At 38.2% G+C, this 15,721-nt stretch carries 19 protein-coding genes; 14 read left to right on the top strand and 5 right to left on the bottom strand.

Going from position 1 to position 15,721, the window contains the following annotated elements; all coding sequences use genetic code 11:
- The first annotated feature begins 67 nt into the window (after positions 1-67).
- The 8 genes from IJS99_02325 to murJ are packed head-to-tail and all read left to right on the top strand — an operon-like array spanning position 68 to position 6,303.
- Positions 68-328 (top strand): hypothetical protein, encoded by a 261-nt coding sequence (locus tag IJS99_02325; GenBank protein ID MBQ7560658.1) that lies wholly within the window; start codon positions 68-70, stop codon positions 326-328.
- Positions 289-1,464, top strand: coding sequence for a DUF1015 domain-containing protein (locus tag IJS99_02330; protein ID MBQ7560659.1), 1,176 nt, complete (start codon positions 289-291; stop codon positions 1,462-1,464). The genes IJS99_02325 and IJS99_02330 overlap by 40 nt, the downstream gene beginning before the upstream one ends.
- The gene (locus IJS99_02335) at positions 1,465-2,331 is read left to right on the top strand and encodes a DMT family transporter (GenBank protein MBQ7560660.1); all 867 of its coding nucleotides are present in this window, start codon (positions 1,465-1,467) and stop codon (positions 2,329-2,331) included.
- A gap of 26 nt (positions 2,332-2,357) precedes the next feature.
- Positions 2,358-2,579, top strand: coding sequence for a hypothetical protein (locus IJS99_02340; GenBank protein ID MBQ7560661.1), 222 nt, complete (start codon positions 2,358-2,360; stop codon positions 2,577-2,579).
- 7 nt (positions 2,580-2,586) lie between these two features.
- Entirely contained in the window at positions 2,587-3,702 is a 1,116-nt protein-coding gene (locus IJS99_02345; protein MBQ7560662.1) for a DUF3084 domain-containing protein, read from the top strand.
- A gap of 6 nt (positions 3,703-3,708) precedes the next feature.
- The gene (gene rnhA, locus IJS99_02350) at positions 3,709-4,152 is read left to right on the top strand and encodes a ribonuclease HI (protein ID MBQ7560663.1); all 444 of its coding nucleotides are present in this window, start codon (positions 3,709-3,711) and stop codon (positions 4,150-4,152) included.
- Positions 4,121-4,756, top strand: coding sequence for a ComF family protein (locus IJS99_02355; protein ID MBQ7560664.1), 636 nt, complete (start codon positions 4,121-4,123; stop codon positions 4,754-4,756). The genes rnhA and IJS99_02355 overlap by 32 nt, the downstream gene beginning before the upstream one ends.
- A gap of 20 nt (positions 4,757-4,776) precedes the next feature.
- Positions 4,777-6,303, top strand: a complete 1,527-nt coding sequence (gene murJ / locus IJS99_02360) for a murein biosynthesis integral membrane protein MurJ (GenBank protein ID MBQ7560665.1) — start codon at positions 4,777-4,779, stop codon at positions 6,301-6,303.
- Between the two features lie 50 nt (positions 6,304-6,353).
- Here murJ and IJS99_02365 read toward each other — a convergent pair whose 3' ends face one another.
- The 3 genes from IJS99_02365 to IJS99_02375 all read right to left on the bottom strand — a co-directional run bounded on the left by IJS99_02365 (position 6,354) and on the right by IJS99_02375 (position 7,800).
- Positions 6,354-6,704, bottom strand: coding sequence for a hypothetical protein (locus IJS99_02365; GenBank protein MBQ7560666.1), 351 nt, complete (start codon positions 6,702-6,704; stop codon positions 6,354-6,356).
- A 15-nt stretch (positions 6,705-6,719) separates the two neighbouring features.
- On the bottom strand, positions 6,720-6,926 hold the full coding sequence (locus IJS99_02370; protein ID MBQ7560667.1) for a hypothetical protein: 207 nt from the start codon (positions 6,924-6,926) through the stop codon (positions 6,720-6,722).
- Between the two features lie 217 nt (positions 6,927-7,143).
- On the bottom strand, positions 7,144-7,800 hold the full coding sequence (locus IJS99_02375; protein ID MBQ7560668.1) for a DUF4417 domain-containing protein: 657 nt from the start codon (positions 7,798-7,800) through the stop codon (positions 7,144-7,146).
- 260 nt (positions 7,801-8,060) lie between these two features.
- Here IJS99_02375 and IJS99_02380 point away from each other — a divergent pair, with 260 nt between their 5' ends.
- From IJS99_02380 to IJS99_02405, 6 genes are read left to right on the top strand one after another with little or no spacing between them, the layout of a single operon-like run.
- Positions 8,061-9,740 carry a nucleoside kinase gene (locus IJS99_02380; protein MBQ7560669.1) on the top strand — a complete coding sequence of 560 codons (1,680 nt, stop codon included), beginning with the start codon at positions 8,061-8,063 and terminating at the stop codon, positions 9,738-9,740.
- 50 nt (positions 9,741-9,790) lie between these two features.
- On the top strand, positions 9,791-10,705 hold the full coding sequence (locus IJS99_02385) for a transporter substrate-binding domain-containing protein (GenBank protein MBQ7560670.1): 915 nt from the start codon (positions 9,791-9,793) through the stop codon (positions 10,703-10,705).
- Positions 10,706-10,735: 30 nt separating this feature from the next.
- Complete coding sequence (locus IJS99_02390; GenBank protein MBQ7560671.1) at positions 10,736-11,350, top strand: hypothetical protein; 615 nt, start codon at positions 10,736-10,738, stop codon at positions 11,348-11,350.
- A 6-nt stretch (positions 11,351-11,356) separates the two neighbouring features.
- Entirely contained in the window at positions 11,357-12,292 is a 936-nt protein-coding gene (gene cobD / locus IJS99_02395) for a cobalamin biosynthesis protein CobD (protein ID MBQ7560672.1), read from the top strand.
- Entirely contained in the window at positions 12,282-12,467 is a 186-nt protein-coding gene (locus IJS99_02400) for a hypothetical protein (GenBank protein ID MBQ7560673.1), read from the top strand. Before cobD ends, IJS99_02400 begins: the two co-directional genes overlap by 11 nt.
- A complete protein-coding gene (locus IJS99_02405; protein MBQ7560674.1) occupies positions 12,454-13,557 on the top strand; it encodes an aminotransferase class I/II-fold pyridoxal phosphate-dependent enzyme in 1,104 nt (367 codons plus the stop codon). Before IJS99_02400 ends, IJS99_02405 begins: the two co-directional genes overlap by 14 nt.
- On the opposite strand, the gene IJS99_02410 is transcribed toward IJS99_02405, so the two are convergent.
- On the bottom strand, positions 13,546-14,415 hold the full coding sequence (locus IJS99_02410; GenBank protein MBQ7560675.1) for a tyrosine-protein phosphatase: 870 nt from the start codon (positions 14,413-14,415) through the stop codon (positions 13,546-13,548). The genes IJS99_02405 and IJS99_02410 overlap by 12 nt on opposite strands.
- Complete coding sequence (locus IJS99_02415) at positions 14,408-15,598, bottom strand: phosphotransferase (protein ID MBQ7560676.1); 1,191 nt, start codon at positions 15,596-15,598, stop codon at positions 14,408-14,410. Before IJS99_02415 ends, IJS99_02410 begins: the two co-directional genes overlap by 8 nt.
- Between the last annotated feature and the right edge of the window lie 123 nt (positions 15,599-15,721).

Consider the following 15,721-nt stretch of genomic DNA (forward strand, 5'->3'; position numbering starts at 1 on the left):
CCGCACAACGTAAAAAATTCGCGGCAAAAAATTGCATTTATACAAAAAATTTTTGTTTTATGAGTGATTGCTATTACTAGAAAATTTTGATATTTCTGTAGCTGTAAATGTAGCTGTAAAATTATACTTTTTCCGGTTAATTCATAATGCCTGCCGGGATTCTATCACAAAAATTTTTCAGCATATTACAGCATTGTTAAATTCTCCCTTCACAAATAAAATTAGCGCAAATATTTTATTTACACAACATGAAAGGAATGACGAATTATATTCAGAGCTTCACACATCATGCTGCCTGATGTTCAAGATTTATCAAAATGGGCAGTAATAGCTTGCGATCAGTTTACTTCACAGCCTGACTACTGGGACAAGGTGAAGGAAATCGCCGGCAATTCTCCTTCTGCATATAATCTGATTCTGCCTGAGGCGTTATTGAACGAGTCGGACGATAAAAAAATTTCGCAAATAAATTCAGCAATGGATGACTATTTACGCAAAGAATTATTCACGCTTTATAGAAATTCATATATTTACGTCGAGAGAAAATTACTTGACGGTTCAACGCGGCGCGGAGTCGTCGGAGTTATCGACCTTGAAGAATATGACTATAAACCTGACTCGACTCCCCTAATACGAGCTACAGAAAAGACAGTCAGCGAACGAATCCCACCCCGCAAAAAAGTCCGCGAAAATGCCCCGATTGAATTATCACATGTAATATTATTATGCGATGACGAACGGAAAAATTTAATCGAGCCGTTGACTATATCAAAGCACAGCATGAGAAAATTATACGACTTTGATTTAATGTTAGGCGGCAGAAATATTAAAGGCTGGCTTGTGAACGGCGATCACGCGAGGGCATTCAACACAAGAATGTCGGCATATATAAAGCGCAAGAGGCAGGAATTATCGCTAGTTTTCGCAGTAGGAGACGGGAATCACTCTTTAGCAGCTGCAAAATCATGCTACGAGTCAATTAATGACAGAATGCACCCTTCACGCTATGCAATGGTAGAACTTGAGAATTTGCACGATGACTCTATAAAATTTGAGCCTATTCACAGACTCGTTAAAAATATAAATCCCGATGAGTTTATTGACTCGATTAAGCGCGAAATCTGCACGGATAATAAAGACTCTTGGCCTATAAATTTTTATTATGGGAATAAATCAGGCGTGATAAATATTAATAAATCTCTGGGAGTGTCGGCCTTAATAGTCCTGCAAAATTATTTAGACGCCAAAAATTTATTAATTGATTATATTCACGATTTGGACGCGTTAAAAAATTTATCAAGTGAGGCTAATAATATCGGCTTTGAACTTCCTAAATTTGACGAGACGGCCAAGCGCGAATTTTTCCGGGTGATTTCAGAAAATGGAGTCTTGCCTCGTAAAACTTTCTCAATGGGACATGCTCAAGAAAAAAGATATTATCTTGAAGTCAGGAGAATTAAATAAATGCACTTGCTTGCTGATTTAGCGTTATTTTACTGTGCATTTTTCTGGGGAGTGAGTTTTGTCTCAATGAAAATTTTAGTCGGCTTTTATCCTGCCTGCTGGCTGTTATTCATAAGATTTGCGGCTGCCTCTGTGCTTGTGTATATATTTTTTTTCAGGCGAATCAATAAATCATTTAGGCAAGTTTTCAAAAGCGGCTTAATAATTGGTGCGTTATTATATTTTGCCTTAATGTCTCAAACTGTAGGCTTGAACTATATCGGCGGAGGGCGGTGCGCTTTCATATCAGCAACTTATGTGTTAATGGTACCGCTTATATTATGGGCATTGCGGAAAATATTTCCGGGCTGGCTTACGATTTGCGCGGCTGTTCTCTGTGTGCTGGGAATGTATTTATTAATGGGTGATGAGAATCTTTCAGGCTCGTATTACATCGGCGATTTCTTGACGGTTATATGCGCGTTGACATTTGCGGTTCAGGTAATATTAATAGGAAATTACACAAAAGACTGCGACCCTATTGTGCTAAGTTTTGCAGAGTTTATTACTTTAGCGGGACTTTCTTTTGTTACTTCGCTTATATTCGAGTCCCGGCCTGAAATTATAAATATTTCGAGTTTACCCGAATTGCTTTTTACGATTATATTATGCACGTTTGGATGTTATATGCTTCAGATTTGCGCGCAGAAATATGCAGATCCGAGTCACGCGACTATTATAATGAGTCTTGAGTCAGTATTCGGACTTATAAGCAGCATAATTTTTCTGGGCGAGTCTATCACGTTCAGAATGTTAATAGGCTGTATATTGATTTTCGTAGCTGTCTTAGTGTCTGAGCTTGAGCCATTCTTGAGACTCAAGAGGTGAATTTTTTGCGAAGTATATATTTTGCCTTGAAGTCATTACTATATGAGTTAATTGCGGACTCGTTTATGAATATTTTGCGGAGCTATCACTATAAAAAATTTATTCCGGTGAATTTTTTGCGAAGTATATATTTTGCCGTGAAGTCATTGTTATATGAGTTAATTGCGGACTTGTTTATGAATATTTTGCGGGGCTATCACTATAAAAAATTTATTCCGGCTGCTATATCTGCCCATAATACGAGGTGAAAAATTTTTGTCGGCATTCTTAAGTAATACAAACTGGCTGTTAATTTTTTCGCTCGTAATGGGTTCGGCGATTCTTTCAGTGCTGGGTGACTCTGTAGGCTCTAAATACGGCAAAAAAAGGATCTCGCTATTTGGACTCAGGCCTAAGAGAACGAGTCAATTAATCACGGCATTAACCGGCGGCTTGATAGCAGTAGGAATCTTGACAATAACGTCATTTATTTCGCGAGATGTCAGGACGGCATTTTTCGGCATGAAAGTTTTACACCAGCAATTATATAATTTGCAATTCCAGTTATCACAGAGTGAAGAGAACGCTACACAAATGAGAGTGAGTCTTGCTGAGGCGGCTGCAAGTTTGGATTTGACGGGATTTGAACTTGACTCAATGAAAAACGAGGCTGTAATACTCGAACAGCAGAAAAAGGATTTAGAGGCCTCACTAAGAGTCTTGCGCGAGGAGTCAGAAATTTTGAAGCGCGAAATTAAATCACTCAAAAGTGAGTCAGTTGCATTAAACGCAAATTTATTACTGGGTCAGACAGCTTTTGAGCCGGGATTGACTCGTTATGAAATTATTGCGGGCTTGAATGAATTAAAACGTGCTGTAAGATTGAACGTGCTAGAAAGAATCTCAAATGAGTCATTTACTCAATTGCGTGATGTTCCTATAGAGTTTGACTCAGAACAGGAAGCAAAATTAATTATTTCGCTTGCAAGTTCAGACATTCGGCAATACGTCAGGGCTTTATCAGTTGAGAATTACACTATAGGCGAGAACTCAAAAATTTTAGTGCGTTATGAATCCGGAACGAGTTTAATAATTTATCCTGAAGGCACGCCTGTTTACCGCAAATTTTTCATGAATGACAAAGCTAACACGAATAATTCAGCCGAGCAAATTCTACATATTTTCTTGAGAGAATTACGCAATAAAGCAATTAAAGACGGAATTTTGCCCGAACCTTCTTCAAATAATGTCGGAACTCTTGACGGAGAATTATTTTTTGCAGCTGTAGACACCCTTAACAAGATAACAAGCCCGGTTATTATTAACGCAATCGCTTCACGGGATATTTACACGGAAGGGCCTGTAATTATTAATATTTTATTCGAGGAGTAATATTTTATGCCGCACGTTATAATTTACACAGACGGGGGAGCATCTCCAAATCCCGGACTCGGAGGCTGGGCCGCTGTATTATATTCGCCCGAACATGATACAAAGCGCGAAATTTACGGAGCAGAGCCTAACACGACTAATAACAGAATGGAATTATTAGCAGCGATTAAGGCACTAAAAGCGTTAAAATTTTCTTGTGATGTAGATTTGCACACTGACTCGGCATATTTGCACAATGCATTTAATAAAGGCTGGCTCAAGAACTGGCAAAAAAATAACTGGAGAACTTCAACGGGCGGCCAAGTTTTGAATCAGGATTTATGGCAGGAATTAATAAAATTGACTCGGACTCATAAAATTAACTGGCACTGGGTGAAAGGCCATTCAGACGACGAGATTAATAACAGGTGCGACGAACTTGTACAGATTGCGCGGAATGAATTTATTTAGAATTCTATTACATTTTTTATGGCCTATAAATTGTCAAGTCTGCGGCCGTCCGAGTGTATTTATTTGCGATTCATGCATTGAGTCTCTTTTCTGGGAATCTCAAATCATAAACGAGCGTGAAAATTTAATAATTTATTCGGCTGCATATTATCACACTGACATAAATAAAATTATTCTAGCATTCAAGTATTCGGGCTTAAAATCTTTATGTCGTCCGATCGGGCGCAAAATGGGAAAATTTTTAAATCGTCCTGAAGATGTAGATTATTTGCTGCCTGTGCCTTTACACGTTAACAGCCCGCGAAAATATAATCAAGCTCATGAATTAGCACTGGGACTTGCTGACTCGTGGGACATGAAAATTTTAGACTCTGCCTGCTGGACTCGTGAAATAGCTGCACGTGCAGGAATGAACGCTCAGGAACGGGCAAAACTCGCAAAAGATTCATTTATGATTAATGATAATATTGACGGGTTAAGAATTGCGCTTGTTGATGATGTCTGCACGACGGGAATAACTTTAATGCGGCTGGCTGAAGTTTGTCGGGACTCCGGCGCGAATGTAAAATATGCATATACTTTAGCGACAGTTAGGGGAGAATAAAAATTTTGGAATCGCCTTCAATGATAAAACACGCAGTCAAAATGATGGCGGGGACTTTATTAAGCCGGATTTTAGGACTTGCACGAGAAATCTTAATAGCTGCATATTTCGGAGCGACCCGCAGCATGGACGCATTTAATGTAGCTTATACACTTTCAAATTTGGCTAGGCAATTACTTGCTGAAGGTGCATTATCGGCGGCATTTGTTCCTGTATTTTCGCAGGCATTGACAAAGAGCCGGGAGCAGGCATTAAAGCTAGCACGTGGAACTATGACAGTTTTATTATTTGCGTCAAGTTTTATAGTAATACTCGGAGTTTTCGGGGCATCATGGCTAGTAAATATAATGGCTCCGGGATTTGATGCAGAAAATCACGCACTCGCAGCAGGTTTGACTCGGTGGATGTTCCCGTTTCTGATATTTATTTCGATTGAGGCTCTGACAATGGGCGAATTAAATAGCATGGGTTCATTCTTTATTCCGGCGTTATCTCCTGCGTGTAGTAATTTAGTATTTATTATAACAGCCCCGTTTTTTGCGGGATATTTCGGAGTTTACGGGCTTGCTTTGTCAGTCTTATGCGGAGGCTTTGCACATTTTTTGACTCAATGGCTCTGGGGCTTCAGAATGAAGGCTGTATTATATCCTGCTCGACCTGATTTTGCGGACCCTGATTTAAGACGAATCATGAAATTATTTCTTCCCTATGCAGCTGGACTCTCACTAAATCAAGTCAACCCCGTTATAAGCCGTATGCTTGGCTCGTTTTTACAGGAAGGGAGCATATCAGTATTAAATTATTCAAATAGAATTCTGCAATTACCCTTAGGATTATTTGTTATAGCGATTTCACAAGCTGTATTGCCTCAATTATCGCGCGCAAATAACGACGGAGAATTTATTGACACACTCAAGCAAGCTGTCAGATTTGCATTATTTGTAGTTCTTCCTGCTTCACTGGGTGTAATATTAATTTCTCGTGAATTCGTTCATATTGTATTCGTGAGGGGCGAATTTAATAACTGGGCATGGGCAGCGACTTCTTCATGCTTGGCCTTAAGTATGCTGGGCTTGCCGGGTATGGCCTGCTCGACAGTTGTAATGCGTGCTTTATATGCGTTATCAATGCCTCGTGAGGCCTTCAAAGTTACGAGTTTCAGTGTTATATCAACTACAATTTTATCACTAATATTAATTTATCCGATGGGATATAACGGGCTGGCACTTGCTCCGGGGATTGCTTTTACTTTGTCGGGGATTCTGGGACTTTATTATGTGCGCAAGAAATTAGGCCGTTCACTTAGAATAATAGACGTGAAAATTTCAGCAAAATATATTATTGCTTTAGTGATAGCATCTCTTGCTGTGTTTATTTATAAATTTTTATGGAGCTATGAGCCTGAAGCAAGATTATATATTCGTGCTTTATGGTGCTTAGGAGTGATAATTTTTTCTGCAGTGAGTTATTTTGCGGCGGCTGTGATTCTAAAATTTGAAGAGTGGCATTTGTTGAAGCAGGCATTTGGACGCAAGAATAAGCAGTGAAAAAATTAATAATTCCCCGAAACTGTAAATGCTCGGGGAGTGATTTATATTTATTTCTTATGAGGAGTAGCTAGATATTTTTTTGCAGTCTCAAGCCAAGTTTGTTCATCTGTCTGATAAAATGCTTCAGGTACAGCACCATATACTGCTTGATATTCGGTCGGGAGAAAATTTATATAGTCGCAGGCAATTTTGTAACTGTCTTCAAGCGCGATAGTTTTCTGAGGGTATCTCTCGCAAAATTCATAGAATAGAGCTGGATCTGCTGAACCTATATCACCCCATAAAAATGGATCACTCTCGCTTAAAAATTGTGTTAATTCTTCTGCTTGCGTCTCCTGCCATACAGCATCAACCGCAAAAAATATCAGGCTGAATAACTCAAATTGATTCATATACATAAATAATTCTCCTCCTTATGCTAAAAATGGATTCTTGTAATAATTATATACCTCGTGCGCTGCGTTCTTTACAGATTTAGATTTTTTCTTTTTCTGCTGCTTAGGTTTCTCAGGGCTGCTTAATCCTGTTTTAGGATCCCAAGAGCGTGGAATGTTATTTTTTCCGCCATCAATGATTTTACCATCGCGATATTCTACCCATAATTGCGACCCGTCCGGCAAAGTTACAGCGTTCCATGAATTACCCCATTTATCAACACCTAGACATTTTGACTTGTCATTTGCAAGATCCTCGAGCAGCTTTCTATTTTCGGGTGTATCTTCATAAATGTCCCTTCTTTTTCCTGAAAATATGCTTTATTTGCGAGTCATTTTTCGGAAGAGAGACCCGGCCCGAACCTTTTGTGTTACCGAATCCGCCGTGAACTCCTGTTCCCATTTATCTCACCTCCTTTCGAGTATGCATAACTTGTGAAATTTCGCTGTCAAATTGCAAAATCTCAACTTCTGACTCTCTACAACACTTGAAAATTTCTTCAGGTGCAGAGCCGTATACAACAATGCAGGAAGGCTCAAGATAGTGAGTAACAAACTCAAGCCCGTGTTTAAAGATTTCTCGTTCCTGAAGTTTTCTCATACAGCCGAGCGAGCCTACAGAAATAATTGAGTGCTTAGGGACTCCATCGCAGCAAAATTTATAACTTCTCTCATCAGCAAATCTGATATTAGGAATCACATTTAAGCCGTTCGACTGCCACCAATGACCGAGAGCTTTGCCCATGTAAGTATTAAAAATTTGCATGTTAAGCGGCATATCTCTATACAAGCTAAAATCAGGCGTGATTACACCGTTAAATTTTTTCAAGCGGGCTAAATATTTGCGTGGATTGTCCCAGACTCGCATAAATTTATAGTCGTGCTCGTAAAAGTGAACCCAGCTATTAAAATTTTTCGTTGTCAAAGATTTCGAGAACGGTATTAATTTATTAGGCCGCTCATTTGTTGAATTTATTACGGGGATCTCAAATTCTCCGTCATAATCTGAATCACTAACAAGAAATGATTTGTAAATATCTTTATACTTTATATTAGCCATTATTTATGGCCTCCTTTTTTAAAAAAATATCGCGATTATAATATTAATAAATCATTTATGCAAGATTTATAGCTCATAACGTGATATATTTTTGCTGTAATTTCCGGAAATTTGCGGGATTTAAAATATTTTATTCTTGATGTCATAATTGAGTGATAAATTTTCGTGAGCGCGTTATATAAATCATGTAAAAATTTCTTGTAAAAGCCTGAATTAAGCTATAATTACACAAATTATTTATATAGAGAAGGTGTTAGACAATGGCGTTTACAGTTTGTGTATTAACCGCTGCAGTGAAGCGCGACCAGTATATAGCGACTTATATAGCCGGAGATGCTCCAGTAACTGGCCACGACGTAATGGAAGAAATGATCGCCCGGCACGGTATGCCGCAAAGAAGAGTAATAGCTTGGTTTGTAAATAATTATACCCGCCCTCTTGATTGGGTCATAGATGAAGATGCTACAGTTGAATTTATAATGACGAATTCGCCCACTGGAGTAAGAATTTATCAGCGTTCACTGGGATTTATATTAATTATTGCGTGTGCTAGAGTTTTAGGACGCAAGGCAATTTTACGGCATTCACTGGCAGATAGTTTATACTGGGAATTTGAGGGCGACCCGGTTACTCAGGCAGATATAGATAAAATAAAATCAGAAATGAACGAGATTATAAGGCGGGACTCAACGATAACGCGTGAAATTTTGACGATTGACAAGGCACGGAGAGTCTTTCAGCGTCAGGGAGAAACGGAAATCGCCGAGTTATTTGTGCGTGCAAATCTTGACCCTGTAGAAGTTTATCGCTGCGGAGAAATTTACGGATATTTCTGCGGGGGGACTATGGCACCATCAACGGGAATGCTTAGATTATTCGATATAGTTTTATATGAACAGGGCATGTTATTAAGGACTCCTACTGTGCAGTCTCCTGATGAGATTCCGGCGTTAAAAGCTGATCCCTCAATGGGAAAGATTTTCTTTGATTATGCTCACTGGCTGCAGGTCTTAGATTTGAACTATCTAAATAAATTACATCACAGAGTAACAGAGGGCAAAATTCAAGAATTAATCTTGATAGCTGAAGCCTTTCACTCGCAAAAATTAGGCAGCATAGCAGAAGATATAGCAGCACACCCCGTGAAAGTTGTTACAATTGCGGGGCCTTCAGGATCGGGCAAGACTACATTTTCAGAAAGACTCAAGGTTCAATTAATGGTATGCGGGAAGACTCCTGTTACTTTGCCGCTTGATAATTATTTCAAGGAACGAGAGGACTCACCTAAGGACGAAACCGGCGAATATGATTATGAAAGACTCGACGCGCTTGATTTAGAATTATTAGGCGATAATCTTGCAAGAATCTTAGCGGGCGAAGAAGTTATTACACCTGTATATAATTTCATAACTGGCAAGAAAGAGCCGGGCAAGGTCATAAAGTTAAAACCTTCAGACGTGTTAATAATGGAAGGTATACACGGACTCAACGACAAAATTTTAGCAATGCTGCCAGAGTCAAGCCGTTATGGTGTATTCGTCTCGCCTTTGACTGGAATTTGCATAGATCCTCATAATCGAACACGAACGAGCGACAACAGATTATTACGCCGCATAATTCGAGATTACAGGACGAGGGGCAAATCTGCACAAGTAACTCTTGAAGTTTACCCTAAAGTTATCAGGGGCGCAAAACAATATATATTCCCGTATAGAAGCCGGGCAAATGCAATTTTTAATTCTGCTTTACCCTATGAACTCGGAGTATTAAAACCTTATGTTGAGCCTTTATTACACACAGTTGATGAGAATTCTTCAGTGTTCAGCGAGGCTTTGAGACTGCTAAATATTTTGCGTTTTGTGCCTGCTTTAAATAATGACGGAATCCCAAATAATTCAGTTATTCGCGAATTTATCGGCGGGAGCTGCTTAGATGTTTAGTGTATAATAGCGAGTAAATTTTTAGTTATTTATGGAGGCAATTTTTTAACATGAAAACAAAAAAGTTTTTATGCGCTTTATTATTAGTAGTAATGCTTTTCACAACTGGTGCATTTGCTGCAATAAGAGGAGATCAGGAAGTCAGAGGCGGAGTCCTTCGCTATCTCGGTACAAGTGAAGAAGCCTTCCAAAAGGGTGTTGACGAGCTTAGAAAAGTTTTAAGCATGAGTCCAGCTCTGCCCATGATCAACAGACAAACTTATGAGACTCGGCAAATTGTCAAGGCTTTCCACGAAGATCGCGTAAAAGTAACATTTTTTGACTCGTTGACAGCTATGTTAATGGCTCTGAATGCCGGAAAACTTGACGAGATTTCTTTACCTGAAAGCACAGCACAATACGTTATGGCACAAGATCCTGAAATAAAAATTTTATTCGCTATTCGTATGCCCAGCGCTATATCATTCGGATTCAGCAATCAAAACGAATCACTCCGCAATGAATTTAATAACGCTATAAACTCAATGAAAAGCGATAACACGTTAAAGGCTCTTGCTGATAAATATATTAATAATGACACAAAGCCCGAACCCGTAGAATTTGCGAAATTTGACGGAGCAGAAACAATCAAAGTAGCTGTAACAGGCGACATGCCCCCGATCGATTTTGTTGACGAGGCAGGAAGCCCGGCAGGCTATAACACGGCTGTAATTTCTGAAATAGGCAAGAGACTCAAGAAAAATATCGAGCTTTTAAGCATTGAATCAGGTGCAAGATCATCGGCTTTAATGTCAGGTCGCGCGGATGTAATTTTCTGGTACAGGACAACACAAGGAATCATGCTTCCTGAAGAACTCGAAGTAAAAGACAACCCGTTAAATCAAGTCATATCGGACGCTTCAGAAGGAGTAATTTTGTCAGAGCCTTATTATAACTGGGATAGAGTTTTATTCTTGAATAAATAATTTTATTATTATTATCAGGAGTGCTAAATCATGAAAAAGTTTATATTATCGATTGCAATAATAATTTTCCAAGTCTCAAGCGCGTTTGCAATTCCCTACCCTCCCGCAAAAGGTCAATGGGCTTATCCTTTAGAGTCTCAGCTTGCGATTTATAATAAGGCAGACAGGGACTCAAATTATCAGGAAGTCGAGATGCCCGCAAAATGGATTAATGCACCGAGCGCAGTACGTGATAAAGATAATTATTTATGGTATCGCGTGAAAGTGGGCAAAATTTCGGGGTGGCTGCCTCAAGAAGGAATCAGGCTCAAAATGGGCTCTAAAAGCAAGACGGCCGGAAATATTTATAACAGGTTCGCAAAAATGGATCTTGAAATGCCCTTCAGCTCAAACGAGTCAGAAATATGCTCAAAAATTTTCAAGTTTAATATAATCGGCATGAGCATGACGGATTTGCGCAAGAAAATGGGAACTCCTACACTTCGCGAGTCTCCTTATGATAATGCAGATATGAGCATACTTTCTTATGAAGTCCCCGGAAAAAATATAACTGTCTCGATAGTTTTAACTCGTGATTACGGAGATTTTGACGGAAAAGTTGAATCAATTTCGATTTATCAGGGCAGTGCGGGGGAGCCTGATTAGAAAATTTTGCAGTTCCCGATAATATTTGCGCTTGCTGTATTGCTTGATTTGACACTGGGCGAGATAAATATTTTGCCTCATCCGGTTAAATTAATAGGGCGGTTAATAAATTTTTTGCAGGCGGAATTATTTGATTTACACTCATTTAAAAACGGTCTCGCAGTAACTTGTATAACACTCTTTGCTGCGGGGCTTGTTGTTTATTTATTGCTATATATTTCAGGCTGCAATGATTTAGTCAAGATATATTTATTATATGCTGCTTTATCATGGCGGGACTTGAAAGATGAGACCCGGCCGATTTTATTTTGCTTAATGAGGCATGATTTAGAGGGCGCAAGAAAATTTTTATCACGAGTCGTCGGACGAGATACTCAAAATCTTTCAGAAATAGAAATCACCCGCGCAGTAATCGAAACTATTTCAGAAAATTGTATAGACGGCATTATTTCAGTAATATTTTATTCGTGGCTGGGATATTGCGTAAATAATTCTTACGGGGCTTATATTTTCGTCTGGATATTCAAGGCAGCCAGCACACTTGACTCAATGATAGGCTATAAAAATTTTTACGAGTTCGGGCGGCCAAGCGCAAAACTTGACGACATATTAAATTTTATACCTGCTAGAATCGGCGGAGTCATTATTATTATTTCCGGAGGCATTAAGAATATAAGGCGGGCTGCGAAAATTTTTTGTCAAGACAGATTAAAGCATTCAAGCCCTAACAGTGCACATGGTGAAAGTGCATTTTCCGGAGTCTTAAATATAAAGCTCGGCGGAGGTGCGTATTATAATAATAAATTCATAGCGCGGCCATATTTAAACGAGTCAGGGAATGAGCCGGAAATTTTTGATATTGTCAGAGCATGGCAGTTATTAGATATTTCTTGCGCGTTATTTGCTGTGATTATTATATTTTTAGCGTGCCTTGCTGCTTGATTCATATCATGGCCATATTAGAACGGGGCAAAATTTTTATATTGCTGTAATTATTATATATTTCGAGCGTGTTACTTGCTTGCTGGCGTTATTGCTTGATTTATATCACGGCCATATTAGAACGGGACAAAATTTTTATATTGCTGGGATTATTATATTTCTTGCTGACATATAAATATAACGAGTCCCTGCCCTCCCGTCCGATAAAATTTTATTCCCATGCCTTGCTGCTTGATTTATATCACAAATCCTGTAATATTTCTTTCATGAATAATAATAATTTAACTCTTCACGGGGCGAATCCTGAAAATTTATATAAAGCCTTTAATATCTCAATGCCTGGAAAAATTATAGACTTCAGCACTAATACTAATATACTTTCTTGGCCTGAAAATATAAATATTGATATTGAATCCCTTGCGTCGCGTTATCCTGATTCTGAATGCTTGAATTTGCGCAAAATTATATCTTCACGCGAGAATATAAATATAAATAAAATTTTATTCACAAATGGAATTAACGAGGCTATTTTTTTGCTGGCACGAGTCTTAACTGGTAATACTGCAATTCTTGAGCCATGTTACTCCGAATATAAGCGCGCTTTCATGAACTCACACGAAATTTTTTCGCTGAATGATATAAATAATTATGATAATATAATTCTCACAAATCCTAACAACCCGACCGGAATTTATATAAATAATTTGCATGAAATCATAAAATTTTATCCCGACAAATTTTTTATAATAGATGAGGCCTATATTGATTTTGTGCTTAGTGATAATATACAGCGTGAGAGACTTTGCGATTTTGATAATGCTATTATATTGCGTTCACTGACTAAAATATTTCATTTAAGCGGCGTGAGAATAGGCTATATTATTGCGAACGAGTCAATTATTGAGCGGGTCAAAAAATTTCTGCCGACTTGGAGCGTGAACTCAATAGCTCAGGAACTCGCAGTAAAATTCTTGAATGACTCAAATTTTTATGAGAGAACACGAAAATTTTATAAATATAACACTCCTGAATTCATGGAAAATTTGCGGCTGGCCGGTTTTGACGTGTTAAAATCTGACGTGCATTATTTCTTGATTCGGGTTAATAATGATATGGAAGCGTTAAGAATTTTGCTAAAAAATGGAATGACCGCCAGACACACGAGAAATTTTGCGGGGCTTGACGGTCAATATTTGAGAGTTGCGACGAGATTCGAGAATGAGAATAAATTTTTTATTGAGACACTTAAATCTTTATCGAGTTAAAAACTTTTCGCGCAATAAATTAATTTGTTCGTCATTAATGCCGAGCTCGTTATTTATATAATTCATGACTGAACCGTAATTTGATTTTATATAATTCAAAGCGTTATTCATGAGTTCGGGCGATACATAATCCATAGTAAGCAATAATAATTCCTGCTCGTCGGGATCTTGCATTATAGTTTTCGCAAATTCGCGTTCACGTGCAATTTTTCCGGCGTTAAACTCATTAGTCAATAAATAGTCTGACATTATAATATTCTCGTCAACATTCAAAGCTGAAAGAATCAACATGGCCGCGAGTCCCGTTCTGTCTTTGCCCTGTGTACAGTGAAATAATAATGATTTATTTTCGGGCAATGCAAGCAATTTTTCAAACATGATTCTATAGCCGTCCCTGCCGCTTTTACTGCTTAAGATGTCGACATATAAATTTTTTGTCATGTAACCTGTTTTTACTGCGCCGATTAACATAGAGACTTTATCATTGCCAGCTAGATAAGGCAGCATTTTTTGAGCTTGAGGGCTGTTCATGTCGAAATCTATAATAGAAATCTTTACGTTTTCTACACCGTCAATAACTGGGTCGGGCTCTGATTTTGCCTCGAAATCGATTCTAAAATCAAGAATTACGGCTAAATTATAATCTTGCGCTAATTTTCTTATATCTTGACTCGTCATATTACTAAGTGAAGCAGTACGCAGTAATACACCGTGTTTGATAATTTTATCGTCGAGAGTCCTATATCCGCCGAGTTCGCGGGCATTGCCTACACTTTGAAGATTTAAGCTCTGACTTGCTGAAGAGTTGCCGCAAGATATATTTATTAAGATTACTGCGAGAAATAAAATTTTAAGCATTAAAATATTCGCCTGCTAAGTTAAAATCTTTTGTGCTGTCTATAAAATTTAATAAATTGCCCCGAATCGTGTTTTCTGCGATTTGCTGTAATCTTTCTTTATTATCAGGACCCACGAACCTTACAGAGTGCGAGATTAATAATAAATACATATAGGGCATAAATTTTTCTGTAAGCTCGTCAACTTCCTGATCAGTCTTCAAATTAAAATATTCTTTGCATAGAGAACTCCAGTAAATATCAGCGTCATTAAAGTTAAAGCCTAAATATCCCGCTTTCTGTTCGTCGGGAATGGGCGCATATTTCAGCATGTATATAAAACTCAGCATCAATCCGAGTAAATCCCATATAGGATGGCCGTATGCTGCGTCGCCTAAGTCAATTAACTGAAAATCGCCGTTCTTGTCTATCATGATATTTTTTGCGTTAAAATCGCCGTGTAAAAAAGTTTTTGAATCCGGTACAGAGTCAAGAAAAGCTAAAATTTTATTAGTCTCGTCGGGTGTGAGATAACTTGCAAAACTCTTGATTAAGTTCGAGAGTTTAATTTTACGGCTCGGCAAATTTGAGGCTGAGTCAATTTTTATGCTGTGAATTTGCTTGAGTAAATCAGCGCATTTCTTGGCCATTTCGGGGACTAATTCGCGATTCTCTGAAATTATTTGCGCGACTGTCTTTGCGTCTAGTAATTCATACAATGCCCCGTAGGAATCGCCGCATTTCACTACGTCATAAGATATAGCAGTAGGAACTCCCAGCAAGAAAACTTTTTTTGCTGTATCAATTTCGCGTTTGATAAATTCCAGATTCATGCGTGAATCATAAATTTTTACTATAGTTTCGGGGTCAATTCTATAGACTCGCCCATAAGCTCCTGAGCCTATTTCTTGACAATTTTCTATAGAGATTTCACGTAAAGCCCTCTTAACATCAAATAATTCCGTAAATCCTGTAGTCTCGAAAATGTCATAGACTTCGCGGGATAAATTAATAATGCTGATTTTCTTGTTTAATTTCTTGCGTGCCTTCATGAGGACTCTTAATCCTGCGCTGGAAATATATTCAAGTTTTGACGCGTCAAATATTGTGTCATTATTCAAGTCCGAGCTAAAAATTTTCTGTTCCCATTCGCTTGCATTATTTGTGTCGATCCTGCCAGTTAAAAAAATTGTATTTGTATTCAAGTTATACCTCCCATTAAACAAATAAATAAATTATTTATGAGATATAATTTTACTATAAATTTTTATATCAAAAAAATAGCAGCCCCCGAAAATTGACGAGAACTGCTAAATACTTTCATGAAA

This window comes from Synergistaceae bacterium, from assembly GCA_017444345.1.
GTDB lineage: Bacteria > Synergistota > Synergistia > Synergistales > Aminobacteriaceae > JAFUXM01.

Excerpts from the sequence above, each read along its gene's own strand:
- IJS99_02330 (MBQ7560659.1), top strand. The coding sequence starts at position 289 with ATGCTGCCTGATGTTCAAGATTTATCAAAATGGGCAGTAATAGCTTGC.
- IJS99_02335 (MBQ7560660.1), top strand. The coding sequence starts at position 1,465 with ATGCACTTGCTTGCTGATTTAGCGTTATTTTACTGTGCATTTTTCTGG.
- rnhA (MBQ7560663.1), top strand. The coding sequence starts at position 3,709 with ATGCCGCACGTTATAATTTACACAGACGGGGGAGCATCTCCAAATCCC.
- murJ (MBQ7560665.1), top strand. The coding sequence starts at position 4,777 with ATGATAAAACACGCAGTCAAAATGATGGCGGGGACTTTATTAAGCCGG.
- IJS99_02365 (MBQ7560666.1), bottom strand. The coding sequence starts at position 6,704 with ATGTATATGAATCAATTTGAGTTATTCAGCCTGATATTTTTTGCGGTT.
- IJS99_02375 (MBQ7560668.1), bottom strand. The coding sequence starts at position 7,800 with ATGGCTAATATAAAGTATAAAGATATTTACAAATCATTTCTTGTTAGT.
- IJS99_02380 (MBQ7560669.1), top strand. The coding sequence starts at position 8,061 with ATGGCGTTTACAGTTTGTGTATTAACCGCTGCAGTGAAGCGCGACCAG.
- IJS99_02385 (MBQ7560670.1), top strand. The coding sequence starts at position 9,791 with ATGAAAACAAAAAAGTTTTTATGCGCTTTATTATTAGTAGTAATGCTT.
- IJS99_02390 (MBQ7560671.1), top strand. The coding sequence starts at position 10,736 with ATGAAAAAGTTTATATTATCGATTGCAATAATAATTTTCCAAGTCTCA.
- IJS99_02410 (MBQ7560675.1), bottom strand. The coding sequence starts at position 14,415 with ATGCTTAAAATTTTATTTCTCGCAGTAATCTTAATAAATATATCTTGC.